General features: G+C 63.2%; 15 protein-coding genes and 1 tRNA gene. 8 read left to right on the top strand and 8 right to left on the bottom strand.

The window, feature by feature from the left end:
- Window positions 1–2: 2 nt before the first annotated feature.
- Entirely contained in the window at window positions 3–638 is a 636-nt protein-coding gene (locus tag MNR02_RS14465) for a trimeric intracellular cation channel family protein (RefSeq protein WP_241600309.1), read from the bottom strand.
- 129 nt (window positions 639–767) lie between these two features.
- Here MNR02_RS14465 and MNR02_RS14460 point away from each other — a divergent pair, with 129 nt between their 5' ends.
- Entirely contained in the window at window positions 768–1,241 is a 474-nt protein-coding gene (locus tag MNR02_RS14460; protein ID WP_241947269.1) for a hypothetical protein, read from the top strand.
- Window position 1,242: 1 nt separating this feature from the next.
- Here the strand turns inward: MNR02_RS14460 and MNR02_RS14455 are convergent, their stop codons facing one another.
- Window positions 1,243–2,034: a YdcF family protein gene (locus tag MNR02_RS14455; RefSeq protein WP_241947268.1), complete on the bottom strand. Its 792-nt coding sequence runs from the start codon at window positions 2,032–2,034 to the stop codon at window positions 1,243–1,245.
- 24 nt (window positions 2,035–2,058) lie between these two features.
- The gene (locus MNR02_RS14450; RefSeq protein WP_241947267.1) at window positions 2,059–3,225 is read right to left on the bottom strand and encodes a TMEM43 family protein; all 1,167 of its coding nucleotides are present in this window, start codon (window positions 3,223–3,225) and stop codon (window positions 2,059–2,061) included.
- Between the two features lie 149 nt (window positions 3,226–3,374).
- Here MNR02_RS14450 and MNR02_RS14445 point away from each other — a divergent pair, with 149 nt between their 5' ends.
- Complete coding sequence (locus MNR02_RS14445; protein ID WP_370879935.1) at window positions 3,375–3,644, top strand: DUF2934 domain-containing protein; 270 nt, start codon at window positions 3,375–3,377, stop codon at window positions 3,642–3,644.
- A gap of 34 nt (window positions 3,645–3,678) precedes the next feature.
- Here MNR02_RS14445 and MNR02_RS14440 read toward each other — a convergent pair.
- Both MNR02_RS14440 and MNR02_RS14435 read right to left on the bottom strand, forming a co-directional pair.
- Window positions 3,679–3,754: transfer RNA gene (locus MNR02_RS14440), tRNA-Ala, on the bottom strand.
- A gap of 145 nt (window positions 3,755–3,899) precedes the next feature.
- Entirely contained in the window at window positions 3,900–4,289 is a 390-nt protein-coding gene (locus MNR02_RS14435) for a TIGR02300 family protein (RefSeq protein WP_134649645.1), read from the bottom strand.
- 252 nt (window positions 4,290–4,541) lie between these two features.
- Between MNR02_RS14435 and aroA the strand changes: the two genes are divergently transcribed.
- From aroA to rpsA, 3 genes are all read left to right on the top strand, one after another.
- Window positions 4,542–5,909 carry a 3-phosphoshikimate 1-carboxyvinyltransferase gene (gene aroA / locus MNR02_RS14430; RefSeq protein WP_241947266.1) on the top strand — a complete coding sequence of 456 codons (1,368 nt, stop codon included), beginning with the start codon at window positions 4,542–4,544 and terminating at the stop codon, window positions 5,907–5,909.
- Window positions 5,909–6,541, top strand: coding sequence for a (d)CMP kinase (gene cmk, locus MNR02_RS14425; RefSeq protein WP_241947265.1), 633 nt, complete (start codon window positions 5,909–5,911; stop codon window positions 6,539–6,541). Before aroA ends, cmk begins: the two co-directional genes overlap by 1 nt.
- Before the next feature lie 113 nt (window positions 6,542–6,654).
- Window positions 6,655–8,361: a 30S ribosomal protein S1 gene (rpsA, locus tag MNR02_RS14420; protein WP_241600322.1), complete on the top strand. Its 1,707-nt coding sequence runs from the start codon at window positions 6,655–6,657 to the stop codon at window positions 8,359–8,361.
- A gap of 69 nt (window positions 8,362–8,430) precedes the next feature.
- Here the strand turns inward: rpsA and MNR02_RS14415 are convergent, their stop codons facing one another.
- The gene (locus tag MNR02_RS14415) at window positions 8,431–9,966 is read right to left on the bottom strand and encodes a hypothetical protein (protein ID WP_241947264.1); all 1,536 of its coding nucleotides are present in this window, start codon (window positions 9,964–9,966) and stop codon (window positions 8,431–8,433) included.
- A 371-nt stretch (window positions 9,967–10,337) separates the two neighbouring features.
- Here MNR02_RS14415 and MNR02_RS14410 point away from each other — a divergent pair, with 371 nt between their 5' ends.
- Window positions 10,338–11,720, top strand: a complete 1,383-nt coding sequence (locus MNR02_RS14410; protein WP_241947263.1) for a nicotinate phosphoribosyltransferase — start codon at window positions 10,338–10,340, stop codon at window positions 11,718–11,720.
- Between the two features lie 56 nt (window positions 11,721–11,776).
- The gene (locus MNR02_RS14405) at window positions 11,777–12,112 is read left to right on the top strand and encodes a DUF6665 family protein (protein ID WP_241600328.1); all 336 of its coding nucleotides are present in this window, start codon (window positions 11,777–11,779) and stop codon (window positions 12,110–12,112) included.
- 3 nt (window positions 12,113–12,115) lie between these two features.
- Here the strand turns inward: MNR02_RS14405 and MNR02_RS14400 are convergent, their stop codons facing one another.
- Both MNR02_RS14400 and MNR02_RS14395 read right to left on the bottom strand, forming a co-directional pair.
- Window positions 12,116–13,372: a hypothetical protein gene (locus tag MNR02_RS14400; protein WP_241947262.1), complete on the bottom strand. Its 1,257-nt coding sequence runs from the start codon at window positions 13,370–13,372 to the stop codon at window positions 12,116–12,118.
- A 96-nt stretch (window positions 13,373–13,468) separates the two neighbouring features.
- Window positions 13,469–14,095, bottom strand: a complete 627-nt coding sequence (locus tag MNR02_RS14395; protein ID WP_241947261.1) for a ribonuclease D — start codon at window positions 14,093–14,095, stop codon at window positions 13,469–13,471.
- A 113-nt stretch (window positions 14,096–14,208) separates the two neighbouring features.
- Here MNR02_RS14395 and MNR02_RS14390 point away from each other — a divergent pair, with 113 nt between their 5' ends.
- Window positions 14,209–14,493 (top strand): hypothetical protein, encoded by a 285-nt coding sequence (locus MNR02_RS14390; protein ID WP_241947260.1) that lies wholly within the window; start codon window positions 14,209–14,211, stop codon window positions 14,491–14,493.
- The last annotated feature ends 29 nt before the right edge of the window (window positions 14,494–14,522 follow it).

The following is a 14,522-nucleotide window of genomic DNA, read 5'->3' as shown; positions in this document are numbered from 1 at the left end:
TTTTACATCACATCATCGGGATGGCGGCCGGGGCGGGCCTTGTAGACCGGGAACCGCCAGCCGAACTTCAGTGCGCCGCCGCGCACGATGAAGGCCGCGCCGATGCCGATGGCCGATGCCAGCCAGAGCGGCGCGCCCGCGACCGTCGCCACCGTGAAGCCCGCCGCACCGATGAGGGCTGCGGTGACGTAGATTTCCGGGCGCAGCAGTACGGAAGGCTCCCCGGCCAGAAGGTCGCGGATGATCCCGCCGAAGCTTGCCGTCAGCACCCCCGTGGCGATCGCCACCGTAGGCGAACCGGTTGCCGCGAAACCCTTGGCCGCCCCCATCACGCAATAGGCCGACACGCCCATCGCATCCAGCCACAGCAGGAGGCGGTACCGGGACTCGATGCGGTGCGCGAGCACGAAGACGATGAGCGCGACCGAGACGCAGACGATGAGATAGGTCGGGTTCACCACCCAGAAGACGGGCGTGGCCCCGAGAATGACATCGCGGAACGTGCCGCCGCCGATGCCCGTGGCGGCGGCGAGAAACAGGAAGCCGATGATGTCGAGCTGCTTGCGCGAGGCCGAAAGCGCGCCGGTCGCGGCAAAGACGGCAACCCCTGTGTAGTCAAGCAGTTCCAGGATCGACACGGTGTTCCCCTCATATGCGGGCCAAGCCTCGCGACAGCTTTGCCGCAGTAGAGTGCGCCGGCAGAATCACGCCGCGCGCCGTCAGCGGCCCATAATGACCGAATCGCGTGCCATGGAAAGGTTTGAGAGATGGCTATCCGCATGAGTTTTCTGGCGCTCCTCTCCGCCACCCTCGTTTCGATGGCGATGCCGGCTGGCGCCGCCAACATCGTTCCGGATGCGCTATCGACGGTGCAGTCGGAGGTCGCCAAGCGCTGCAAGACGGCGGTCTACGGTGAGGATTTCGCCGACTATATCGACTTCAACAATGACCGTCTGGTGGATGCGATCTTCAATCTCGGCGCGGTCAATTGCGATGGCGTGCCGGGCGGCCTGTGCGGCAATGTCGGTTGCCCGCATCACTTCTACATCCGTGTTTCCGAAGGCGGCTTCTTCCTCGCCGCAGTTGCCGATCTCTACGGCTATGACATGAAGAAGCGCTTCGGAAACATGGTGCTGGAGCTGAAGGCCAACGCCGCCAGCTGCGGCCGCGACGACAGCGAGTATTGCACGATGACGATCCGCGTTCGCAACGCCCGGTTCGAGACGATCTCCAAGAAGTAGATTACTCCGGCAGGAAAGCGCTCGTGCGGCCAGCCATGGAATAGAAGGCCAGGCCGATCCATTCGCGAACAGCCATTGTCATCAGCTGGCTGTTGACCGAGGGCTGGGTGAGGTCGAGGCCGAGACTGGCCTTGCCCGTCGTGCGGAAGTCGGTCGGCCACGGCAGCATGTCGAGGCCGCGCTTGCGGAAGAGCCCGATCGAGCGCGGAATGTGGAAGGCCGAGGTCACGAGAAGGCAGCGTTCCAGTCCGTTTTCCGCAAGCAGCGCCTGCGTGTAGTCCGCATTCTCGAATGTATCGCGTGATCCGCCCTCGCGGATGAGCCGCGTTTCGGGAATGCCGAAGGCTGCGAGAAAGCGGCTGCCGATGACCGCGTCGCCTTCAAAATCACCACTTAGCGAGCCGTCGCCGCCGGAAATCAGGATGCGCGCCTGTGGAAACTCCCGCGCAAGCCGCAGCGTTTCCACGAAGCGATCCCCGGCCTGGTTCATCTCGTAACCGCCGCGCGCAGTCGTGACGTCAGCCTCGAAGCCGCCGCCGAGCGTGATGATGCAGGCCGGTCCGCCCTCGGGCAGTGTGGCGCGAGGGATACGGTCCTCCAGCGTCTGTAGCAGTACCGCGCCCGTCGTCGTGAACAGGGTGAGGAACAGGATGAGCGCGGCCAGTATGCTTGAAAGCGTCCTGATGCGGTTCCACTTCAGCAATCCGGCGAGCAGGCCGGCGACGATGAGAAAGAAGGCCAGTGAAAGTGGTTGGGCGACGAGCCAGAAGATCTTCGAAATGTAGAAGGTCACGCGTCGCTTACCCCGCTGTTGGTATCATGCCGGTGCGGCGGCGGGTGCCGCCTTGCCCCGTCGCAGATAAAGGATGCCTGTCGCCAGCGCAATGCCGGCGGCCAGAACCGCAATGGCGATGAGCGGGCGATAGGTGATCCAGGCGATGGCAATGACAGTCGGGCCGATCAGAAGTGTGAAGATCAGCGCGATCGCGGTCGTGCCGAAGCGGACGAGCGAGCCGATGAACGGCACGAGATCGGCGATGACCCCGAGGATCGACAGAATGAAGACGAAGCCGATGAACAGGCCGATGAGCCCGCCGGCGCGCACCAGCCATGTGATGACGGTGTTCTCGCTCTGGGCTGCGTCGAACATGGCAGGCGCATCCACGAGGCCGGCCTCGCTCAGGAAAAGCGCCCGGCCGTTCGAGGTCGTATAGGGAACAAGACCTGCGCCGCGTTGCGCGCCGACGAAGCTTGCGCTGTCGATGTCAGAACGGGTGAAGGAAATGCGGATGTCGCCGATCTCGGGGTTCTGCGGATTGTAGGAAAAGATCGCCTGGCCGCCGACAACGGAGGCCGGCTTGCCGAGGGCTGCTGTCTCGCCCAGGCGGTTTGCTTCCGATCCGGTCAGCGGGATCGGCCGCTCGTCGCCCAGCCGCGCGACGGCCCGGCCATCGACGCTGAAGGTCCCGATCGTTGCCGATGGGACGAAGAAGCTTGCATCGTCGATCGGCTTTTGCGGATTGTCGTGCCCAGCCTGACGGAAATTGCTGGAATTGACTGCGTCGCGTTTCCATTCCTTGCTGTAGGAATAGGTGGTTACGGTTTCCTCTCCGCCGCCAAGCTGCTTGCGGGTCTCCGACCGCGATGTCTCGACCCACTGGTACATCTCGACGACGCGTCCGAGCCCGGCCGCACCGTCCGCCGCAATGCCGAGCACATTATCTTCGGGGATGCCGACAGGCTTCACAGGCCCCGACACATGCACGAGCCTGCCGTCATTGGCTGGATCGACGCGGCCGTTATCGACGGAGACGACAAGCCCGGCCCCTTCCACGAGCGCCCTGTAGGTCTTCACCGAGCGCCCTTCGTTCCAGAAGAGCAGCCAGATGCAGGCGACAAGCAGGATCAGGCCGATCACGATCCTGACCAGCGCCCCCTTCAGTCTGGAGAACCAGGACGTGGTCGTCGTTTCCGTGAAGCTCATGGTGTTCCCCAGCAAGACTGATCTACGTCATGGGACGTACATACCGATCTGCTTATTCTTGCCGGCAGTATCGCGCAAGCGGCCGTGGGTGTGCGGAACAACCTGCCCGCCGGTCCGTTCTCGCGTTACAAAACCAAGGGAGAAGACCAATGGAAGACACGAGAGAAGACCGCATCCGCAAGCGCGCCTACGAACTATGGCAACAGGCGGGCGCGCCGGAAGGCAAGCCCGATGATCACTGGTATCAGGCCGAGCACGAAATCGATCAGGGCAATGGCGAGATCGGGGGAGACGACGAGCCCAACCTCGCAGCGCTTCGCGAAGCCGCCCGCCAGCACTCCGACACCTTCCTGGTCAAAACCGATCTGGAAGACGCAGATCAGCGCGAAGCCACACCCGGCATGCGCGAGCAGCCGTAAGGGAAAGTCACAGATGTTTGTGCTGTGGAAGGTTTGGTGGAGCTAAGCGGGATCGAACCGCTGACCTCTTGCATGCCATGCAAGCGCTCTCCCAGCTGAGCTATAGCCCCATAACGGGTCCGGCGAGGCCGGTTTCCGGGAACCGAAGCGGCGTTGCCGTTCGGTGTGCGGCTTATTACTTGCCGTGCTGGAGGATGGCAAGCCGAAAAATGATATCCGGCCGATTTTTTTGAAATCGGCCGGAAAATCAGGGTGTTACGCTTCGTCTTCGTCGCCGGTGACGCCGATGAGGTCGCTCATGTCGTCGTTATCGTCGTCTTCGTCCTGTTCCAGGAACGTGTCGTCGTCATCGCCGTCGATTTCAACGTCGTCATCGCCGAGATCCGGAATGTCGTCGCCGCCGGATGCATCTTCATCGGCATCCTCGAGCGAAACCAGTTCGACTTCCGTGTTCTCGGTATCGACTTCGTTGACGTCTTCTTCCTCATCCTTCTCCATCACGGCGGCCGCGGAGGTTTCCTCGAAGAAGGAAAGCGGATAGGACTTGCCCGTATAAGGCGACACGATCGGATCGCGGTTCAGGTCGTAGAACTTCTTGCCCGTTTCCGGGTCGATGCGTTTGGTTCCGAGTTCCGGTTTTGCCACTGTCAAAGCCTCTCAGGTGCCGATTGTCTCAGGCGGGGCCGGGTGGACCGGCGCGTTAAAGGGAAAATGATTAGCCGGTCCCCTTAATCGTCTTGCGCTATCCTGTCAAAGCGAAACTGATGGTGCATCGAAGCCTGCGTTCGTAGCGAATGTTTTTCGGCGGGATGATGACGCTTTAAATCGTTTGTGATAGCAAGCGCGCGATCTCCCCGGAGTGCCTGGCGGAGAGCCGACCATATAAGGAAGACGCCCATGTCGCACGGCGCCCATGCACGGCCCGCAACCGCCCGCAAATCCTCCGGCCTTTCCGGCACCGTCCGCATTCCCGGCGACAAATCGATTTCCCACCGTTCCTTCATGTTCGGCGGTCTGGCAAGTGGCGAAACGCGCATCACCGGCCTTCTGGAAGGCGAGGACGTCATCAATACGGGCAAGGCCATGCAGGCCATGGGCGCCAAGATCCGCAAGGACGGCGATACCTGGATCATCAATGGCGTCGGCAACGGCGCGCTGCTTGCCCCGGAAGCGCCGCTCGATTTCGGCAATGCCGGCACGGGTTGCCGCCTGACCATGGGCCTTGTGGGCGTCTACGATTTCGATTCGACTTTCATCGGCGACGCCTCGCTGACCAAGCGCCCGATGGGCCGCGTGCTCAACCCGCTGCGCGAAATGGGCGTGCAGGTGACGTCCGCCGAGGGCGATCGCCTTCCCGTCACGCTGCGCGGTCCGAAGACGCCGACGCCGATCACCTACCGTGTGCCGATGGCGTCCGCCCAGGTGAAATCCGCCGTGCTGCTCGCCGGCCTCAATACGCCCGGCATCACCACGGTCATCGAGCCGATCATGACCCGCGACCACACCGAGAAGATGCTGCAGGGCTTCGGCGCGAACCTGACGGTCGAGACGGATGCGGACGGCGTGCGTACGATCCGGCTTGAGGGCCGCGGCAAGCTCACCGGCCAGATCATCGACGTTCCCGGCGACCCGTCCTCCACGGCCTTCCCGCTGGTGGCGGCGCTGCTCGTTCCGGGCTCCGACATCACCATTCTTAATGTGCTGATGAACCCCACCCGCACCGGCCTCATCCTGACCCTTCAGGAAATGGGCGCCGATATCGAGGTCCTGAACCCGCGCCTTGCCGGCGGTGAGGATGTGGCGGACCTGCGCGTCCGCGCATCCCGCCTCAAGGGCGTCACGGTGCCGGAAGACCGCGCGCCTTCGATGATCGACGAGTACCCGGTGCTGGCCGTTGCGGCATCCTTCGCGGAAGGCACGACGGTCATGAACGGTCTTGACGAGTTGCGCGTCAAGGAAAGCGACCGCCTTTCGGCTGTTGCCGAGGGCCTGAAGCTGAACGGCGTGGATTGCGACGAAGGCGAAGCCTCGCTCGTTGTGCGTGGCCGGCCTGATGGCAAGGGCCTCGGCAATGCCGCAGGTGCCGCCGTCGCCACCCATCTCGATCACCGCATCGCCATGAGCTTCCTGGTCATGGGCCTCGTTTCCGAGCATCCCGTCACGGTGGACGACGCGACGATGATTGCGACCAGCTTCCCCGAGTTCATGGATCTGATGGCAGGGCTTGGCGCGAAGATCGAGCTTTCCGACATCAAGGCTGCCTGATGACATTCACCATTGCCATCGACGGTCCCGCTGCTGCCGGCAAGGGAACGCTCTCGCGGCGTATCGCGGAGATCTATGGCTTTCATCATCTCGATACGGGCCTGACCTATCGCGCGACGGCGAAGGCGCTGCTCGATCGTGGACTGCCGCTCGATGACGAGGCGGTCGCGGCCGATGTCGCCCGCAGCCTCGATCTCGCCGGGCTCGACCGCTCGGTCCTCTCCGCCCACGCCATCGGCGAGGCGGCCTCGAAGATTGCGGTCATGCCCTCGGTGCGCCGGGCGCTGGTGGAGGCGCAGCGAGGTTTTGCGGCGCGCGAGCCCGGCACGGTGCTCGATGGCCGTGACATCGGTACGGTCGTCTGCCGTGATGCGCCGGTGAAGCTCTATGTGACGGCATCCGCCGAGGTGCGCGCCAAGCGCCGTTACGACGAGATCGTGGCGGGCGGCGGGGCGGCCGATTACGGGACGATCCTCGAAGATATCCGCCGTCGCGACGAGCGCGATATGGGCCGCGCGGACAGCCCGCTCAAGCCCGCTGACGATGCGCACTTGCTCGATACCTCGGAAATGAGTATAGAGGCGGCGTTTTCTGCGGCAAAGTCGATCATCGACGCTGCCCTTAAAGACTAGAACGAAGCCTGTCCCCGCGCCGGATTTGCTGCCGAAGGGTAGCGGATAGCGCCTCGTTCATCACCAACACCAACCCCCGGCGCCCGTGCCTCACAGGCACATCAGGAGTTTCAATGTCTCAAGCAAACCCCACGCGCGAAGATTTCGCAGCCCTTCTGCAGGAATCCTTTGCGTCCAACGATCTCGCTGAAGGCTATGTTGCCAAGGGTATCGTTACCGCGATCGAGAAGGACGTTGCCATCATCGACGTCGGCCTCAAGGTTGAAGGTCGCGTTCCGCTGAAGGAATTCGGTGCCAAGTCCAAGGACGGCACGCTGAAGGTCGGCGACGAAGTCGAAGTCTATGTCGAGCGCATCGAAAACGCGCTTGGTGAAGCTGTTCTGTCGCGCGAAAAGGCTCGCCGCGAAGAGAGCTGGGCCAAGCTCGAAGTCAAGTTCGAAGCCGGCGAGCGCGTCGAAGGCGTCATCTTCAACCAGGTCAAGGGTGGCTTTACCGTCGATCTCGACGGCGCCGTTGCCTTCCTGCCGCGTTCGCAGGTCGACATCCGTCCGATCCGCGACGTCACGCCGCTCATGCACAACCCGCAGCCCTTCGAAATCCTCAAGATGGACAAGCGTCGCGGCAACATCGTCGTTTCGCGCCGCACGGTTCTTGAAGAGTCCCGCGCCGAACAGCGTTCTGAAATCGTTCAGAACCTCGAAGAAGGCCAGGTTGTTGACGGCGTCGTCAAGAACATCACCGACTACGGTGCGTTCGTTGACCTCGGCGGCATCGACGGCCTGCTGCACGTCACCGACATGGCCTGGCGCCGCGTCAACCATCCGTCGGAAATCCTGTCCATCGGCCAGCAGGTCAAGGTTCAGATCATCCGCATCAACCAGGAAACCCACCGCATCTCGCTCGGCATGAAGCAGCTCGAGTCGGATCCGTGGGATGGCATCGGCACCAAGTACCCGACCGGCAAGAAGATCTCCGGTACGGTTACGAACATCACCGACTACGGTGCGTTCGTCGAGCTGGAGCCGGGCATCGAAGGCCTGATCCACATCTCCGAAATGTCCTGGACGAAGAAGAACGTTCACCCCGGCAAGATCCTGTCCACGAGCCAGGAAGTCGATGTGGTCGTTCTCGAAGTCGACCCGACGAAGCGCCGCATCTCGCTCGGTCTCAAGCAGACCCTCGAGAACCCGTGGCAGGCCTTCGCGCACAGCCATCCGGCTGGCACGGAAGTCGAAGGCGAAGTCAAGAACAAGACCGAATTCGGTCTGTTCATCGGCCTCGAAGGCGACGTGGACGGCATGGTGCACCTCTCCGACCTCGACTGGAACCGTCCGGGCGAGCAGGTCATCGAGGAGTACAACAAGGGCGACGTCGTCAAGGCAGTCGTTCTGGATGTTGACGTCGACAAGGAGCGTATCTCGCTCGGCATCAAGCAGCTCGGCAAGGACTCGGTCGGCGACGCCGCTGCTTCCGGCGACCTGCGCAAGAATGCCGTCGTCTCGGCTGAAGTCATCGCGATCAACGACGGTGGCATCGAAGTGAAGCTCGTCAACCACGAAGACCTCACGTCGTTCATCCGCCGCGCTGACCTTTCGCGTGACCGTGACGAACAGCGTCCGGAGCGTTTCTCGGTCGGCCAGACCGTCGACGCCCGCGTCCTGAGCTTCTCGAAGAAGGATCGCAAGGTCCAGCTTTCGATCAAGGCTCTGGAAATCGCTGAAGAGAAGGAAGCCGTTGCACAGTTCGGCTCGTCCGACTCGGGCGCTTCGCTCGGCGACATTCTCGGCGCGGCTCTGAAGAACCGCAACAACGCCGAGTAAGCCTCGCTTGCTTTTGAAATGAAGAGCCCGCGGAGAGCAATCTCCGCGGGCTTTTTCTTAGGCCTCCGGTCAGGTCCAGTATTCACCCAGCTTCTGGTAGAACACGAGGCCGGGTTCGATGACGCCCACCATGTCCGCGGTCTTTTCGCGGCGCCGCGCCATGTCGGGGCTTTCCGGTTCATCGTCGCCGGTTTCGCCTTCCGCGTCAGCCATCGGCTCTTCACCTGACTGATTATCTCCCTCCGTGCCGTTCTCCTCCGCTGCCTCTTCCTGTTCGGCCTCACGCTCGTCACGCCATTCGGTCTCGTCCTCGGCGGGAAGATAGGGAACAAAGGCGACGGGCACGCCTTCGCGCAGCGGCAATGCGGTCAGCAGCCGCTCGGGTGTCGTGTCGGCGATCGCCGCGTGCGCGGCCTCCCGGCTTTGCGGCAGCGGAAGCGGCTTGCCGTCATCGTCGGCCGACTGCGGTAGGGAAGCCGGTTGCTGTGCCGTCTCGGTCCCCGGCTTGCCGGTCTTTGCCGTGCCCTCGGCCGCTTCTTCCGGCAAATCTGCGGTGGCAAGCACCGCGTCCTGTTCCGGGGCCGGATCGAGTGGCCGGTCGAACAGCGCCCGCAGGAAGTTTGCCTCTTCCGGGGAGAGGGTTTCCATCAGCTGAGTGACCGCCTGCATCAGAAGTGCTGATGGTATGTCACGTGCAACGGCTTGCAGCACGCTGCGGGCGAGGACCTGCCCGACGGCGAACTGTGTCCGCCCGGTCTGGTCTCCCCGTCGAGTGGCGGGTGCCGTCGTCTCGACTTCCTCGGCATCGCCCATATGGCGAGGGGCTGCCTCGATGGCGTCGACAGGCTGTCCGGTCGCGGCGCGGCCGGCGGAGACGGGCGGGCGGTTTTCGGCTTTCGGCACGCTGCCGGGATCGGCAGGCAGGCGGGTCGCTGCCGTCGTCGGCTGGCGGCCCGCGTCCGCATCGCCTGTCTGGCTGGAGACGGCGCGGGGCTTGCCGGTGTCGAGGTCGAACACGCGCTTCAGCGCCGACTGGAGGGCGCGGACATCGCCGGCCGTAGGATCTGCGAGCTGCGGCGTGCCCTGCCGCGCAACGGCCGCCAGCTGCTGGGCGGTAAGGCCCATCGGGCGCGGCTGCCTGTCGTTGGCCGGCGTGGAAAGGGCTGCCGTATTCACGTTCGCGGCGATGATCGTGGCGAGCTTCTGGGCATCGGGGCCGTTCGGATTGCGCACGATCTCCATCAGAGTGCGTGTCGGCATGGAGGACAGCACGGTGTTGATCAGCTTCTCGACGGCAGGCCGCAGTTCCGGTGGCAGCTTGGCGAGGAGATCGGCGAGCTTTCGGCCGTTCTCACCCTCGCGCCCCGGCGTCGTCTTCAATGCTGCGAGCAGCGTCTCGAGCAGGTCGCGCCCGGCATTCGGCTCCGCCGCGGGCGGCATGTGCTTCAGCATGGTCTCGATGAGGCGCAGCAGCACGTCAGCGCGAAGATTGGCAAGAGTGGCAGCGCTTGGCTGCGGGCGGGCGACGGCATCGGACGACACGCCCGCCTGAAGGGCGGGAGAGGACTGGGCCGTGCCGGTCATCGGTGCCACGCGCGGTAGCATGCCTGTCTCCTTTCGCCGATGCTCTGCGCATCGCAGCATCTTGTCGTGAATGTTCCATCGTTCGTCGGATGGCGCATCATGCGCGACGCTGCAAGGTGATGAGCTTCGACTCGGCGAACCGGGTATTCATGCGGGAGGCGACGGGTAGACCGGCAATGCACTGAACCGCTGACTGGGCCGGACGGGAAACCCCGGTACTCCGAACAACCTGTGATTCTTACATTTGACAGTTCGTGGTTAATGAAACGCTAACGAACGTCAAAACGCTTCCTCCCGTGCAGTCCGAAACGGGTCTTGCCCCTTATGCTCGGCTCGCGTAAATCTTCGCGGCACTTGCAGGCTGGAGCTGCGGATGCGGCGGAGACCTTTCGATGAACCTCACCAACCTCATCCTCAATACCGACAGCTACAAGCTTAGCCATTACCTGCAATATCCGCCGGAAACGCGCGCGATCTCCTCCTATGTCGAAGCCCGCGGTCATTCGGACAACGCAGAAGTGGTGTTCTTCGGCCTGCAGATGTTCCTGAAGGAGTATCTCGCCAAACCGGTGACGATGCAGGATGTGAACGAGGCCGAGGAAATCGTCCTCGCGCACGGCCTGCCGTTCAATCGCGAGGGCTGGACCCATATCGTCAACCGCCATGGCGGCTACCTGCCGCTACTGATCGAGGCGCTGCCGGAGGGCACCATGGTTCGCCGCGGCGTGCCCGTCGTGCAGGTGGTGAACACCGATCCCGTCTGCCACTGGTTGACATCCTATATCGAGACCGCGCTGCTGCGCGCCATCTGGTATCCTAGCACGGTCGCCTCGAACTCCCGCAAGGTGAAGCAGATCATCCGGCCAATCCTGGAAAAGACCTGCGACGATCCCGATTCCGTGCTGCCTTTCCGCCTTCACGATTTCGGCGCGCGTGGCACGACGAGCCTGGAGCAGGCCGGCATTGGCGGTGCCGCGCATCTCGTGAACTTCATGGGCACGGATACGGTGACGGGCGTTCTCTATGCGCGCCGTTACTATGGTGCGCAGATGGCGGGTTTTTCCATTCCGGCCTCGGAACATTCCACCATGACCTCCTGGGGCCAGGACCGCGAGGCGGATGCCTACGCCAACATGATCGACAAGTTCGGCGCCAAGGGCCTCTATGCCGTGGTCTCCGACAGCTACGACATCAACAATGCCGTTGCGGAGATCTGGGGCAAGCAGTTGAAGGAGCGGGTGCAGACCGCCGGCGGCACGCTCGTCGTGCGTCCCGACAGCGGCGACCCAGTGGAAACGCCCGTGCAGGTGGTGCGCCAGCTTGCCTATGCCTTCGGCACGCATCTGAACGGCAAGGGCTACAAGGTCCTGGACAACAGCGTGCGCGTCATCCAAGGCGATGGCATCTCGTCTGCCGATATTGCTCTGATCCTCGGTCGGCTGGAGGCCTTCGGCTTTTCGGCCGAGAACATCGCGTTCGGCATGGGGGCGGGGCTGCTCCAGCGCGTCAACCGCGACACCTATTCCTTCGCCATGAAGGCCAATGCCCGGCAGGATACCGCCGGCGTCTGGCACGATGTCTACAAGCGCCCGGCAACCATGAACCTCAAGGCCTCGAAGGCGGGCCGGCAAGCGGTGGTGGAAAGCTATATCGGGCTGGAAGCCGCTCGCGTCGATCAGCTCGCAGGCCGCCCCAACATGCTCCAGCCGGTGTGGCGCGACGGCGAACTCCTGCGGGACTGGACCTTTGATGAGGTTCGCGCCCGCGCCGTCTGATCCCTTGCATCCACGCGCCGGCCGCTCCATCTTTTCCCCATGACGGGAGATGCAAGATGACGGTTCGTCCGCCACAGGCACTTGCCCCTTCCTTCACCAAGGAAACGGGCCTCAATATTCTTGAATACGAAATGATGTCGGAACGGGCGGATTCGCTTGGCCGACATGGGCTCAAAGTCGAGAAGGCGCTGGCGCTGCTTTCCGGGCGTCTCGCCGCCGGATGCCCGGCGGAAGAGCGTGAGGTTCTGCTCGACGATGCCGCCGACAAGGTCTGGGCGTTCTTCATTCAGCGGGAAATGTGCGGCCTGCGCAGCCAAAAGGATGCGATCCGTCGCTACGGTATCCCACCGGAGGTCATCGCCCGGCTGGGAATCGTGCGGAAGAAGGCTTGAGCCTCAGGCAACCAACTGGCGCGTGATCAGGTCGTAAATGCCGTTGTCGTCGACGCGCAGTGCGAAGATTTCCTTTTTGGCGTCTTCCCGTTCGGCTTTCTCAACGTTGCCGGCGGCATCAAGGTTTCGTATCGCGTCTTCCGTCGTATCGACCTGGTCGCCTGTGCGCTCCGAAGAGGAGGCGTTCGAGGACGCCGCCGCCTTTTCAGCTCCGTCGTTCGCCTGCGCACCGGCGGCCAGAAGCTGGATCGTGTCGAGGGCGTCTGCCGCCGCGCCGCCCGGCTTCTTCGTCTCGGGCGTCGGTTTCGTCGCATCCGCTTGGGCGCGACCAATGGCGTCCTGAAGGTCTCTGACATCGTCGAGCTTTTCGCCGGCTTCCAGCGAGCGGATTGTCTCTTCCCGCTCCTTGCGGACCTCCGCATCCTCCACACGGGTCGGGTCGGGCCGCACCCGCTCGAATTTCAGCTCCTCGATGGACTTTGGGTCGGCGGTGTCCTCCAGACGCGCGAGAACTTTGCGCATCTCGGGCGTAAGGGACTTCTCATCCTGCGCCTTTTGCGCAAGCGCATCCTTCACGCGCTGGGCTTCGGTGCCGTAGGGGTTGCGGATGGCGGCGATGAGATCGGTGGCCTTGAGGCCGAGGTCATCGAGGCCGCTCTTCTGCTCGAGCGACGAAACGGTCTCCGGCAGCTCGCCGCGCTGGCGCGTCAGGAGGTTGGAGAGGCGCTGCTCGAAATCGGCATCCGGCTCATCGTCGCCCTGCGAAACACCCGCTGCAGCCGCGAGGCGGGCGACGAGGTTTGCGGCAGCATCGTCCGCATTTCCTTTCATCGCCAGTTGCACGGCCGACAGGCTCGTGCCGAGGGCGGTGAGCGTTACATTCTGGTTGCTGCCCTTGGCCGGAAGAGAAATGTTTCCGATCAGGGCCAGCTGGTCGCTGAGGCGCTGGGCGAATTGCCGGCCCGTCTCGCTGTCGCCCTGGCTGATGCCCAGCATGGCGCTGAAGCGGGAGACGAGCTTGGCGAGCGTATCCTGGCCACGGGCATTGCTGCCGAAGAAGTGCTCGTTGATGCGCGTATTGGCCTGTCGCGCCGTGTCGTCGGAGCCGACTTGCGCCTGCTGGCGTTTCAGGACGTCGTCATCCTTGCGCCCGCTCGCCTTCTCGGCTTCCTCGCGCCGACGCTCCTCGAGCGTATCGGCGATCGATTGCATGGCCGATACGGCGGCGCCTGCATGCGCGCTCTGCAACGGTGTCAACATGTCAGCCTCCAGTCTCCTGGAGGATAGACCGGCCTCGTTAACCAGCCGTTAAGCCTGCAGCGCCTGATTCCGCAGGCTTTTGCCCGCCGAAAGGGCTCAGCTATGCGCGAAAATGTCGGTCTCTTCCCAGCCGAGCAGATCCAGCTTGGCGCGGGTGGGCAGGAAGGTGAAGCAGGCCTCGGCATGGGAAAGCCGCCCGTCACGCACGAGACGGGCATTCAGCTTATCGCGCAACGCATGGAGATGCAGCACATCCGAGGCGGCATATTCGAGCTGCGCGGGCGAGAGCGTGTCCGCAGCCCAGTCGGAAGACTGCTGCTGCTTGGAAATGTCGACATCGAGCATTTCCTTGAGATTGTCCTTCAGGCCGTGACGGTCCGTATAGGTCCGCGTCAGGCGCGAGGCGATCTTGGTGCAGAAGACAGGTGTGGTGGTTACGCCGAACGTGTGGAACAGCACCGCGATGTCGAAGCGGCCATAGTGGAAGATCTTCTGGCGGGACGGATCGGTCAGCATGGCGACGAGGTTGGGCGCATCCTTCTGGCCGGCGGCGATGCGAATGACATCGGCCGTCCCGTCGCCGGGAGAAAGCTGCACTACGCAAAGACGGTCACGGCGCGGGATGAGGCCGAGCGTCTCCGTGTCGATGGCGATGGCGCCGGTATAGCGCGCGGCGTCTGCCGCCGAAATGTCGCCTTCATGATACCGGATTGTACTTGCCATGAAAAACCCCATCTATGTCTTAGCTGTCGGATAATCCGCAGGCCTATAGCGCATGTTGTCGGCTGGCGGTATTACTTTATGGATTGCGAAAGGCCGGCTTTGCCGGGAAGAAGATGAAGATACGCGCCGCCCTCGTCATGATAGCCGTTCTGGCGTCCCCGCCCGTCGTGCAGGCGCAGGTGTTCGAAAACCTGCCCGGCGTGGTGCCGAGCGATGCGACCGACGCTTACAGCAGCAAAGGTGACGTCGTCTGCGAGCAAAAGGTGGATGTGCGCCCCAGCGGCAGCCGCCACTGGCTCCCGCGCGATGTCTATGTCTGCGAGAAAAACGGCATTTCGTCGACCAGCACGGCGCTTCCGCCATCCAGTATCCGCGCGCTGCGCGGCCTCGGCTACTAGTCGCAGCCCTTCGGTTCTCGTGCTACCAC

It is taken from the genome of Shinella sp. H4-D48 (assembly GCF_022637395.1).
GTDB lineage: Bacteria > Pseudomonadota > Alphaproteobacteria > Rhizobiales > Rhizobiaceae > Shinella > Shinella sedimenti.
Note: the sequence above shows the minus strand (reverse complement) of the source record. Positions and strands in the feature narration are given on the sequence as shown.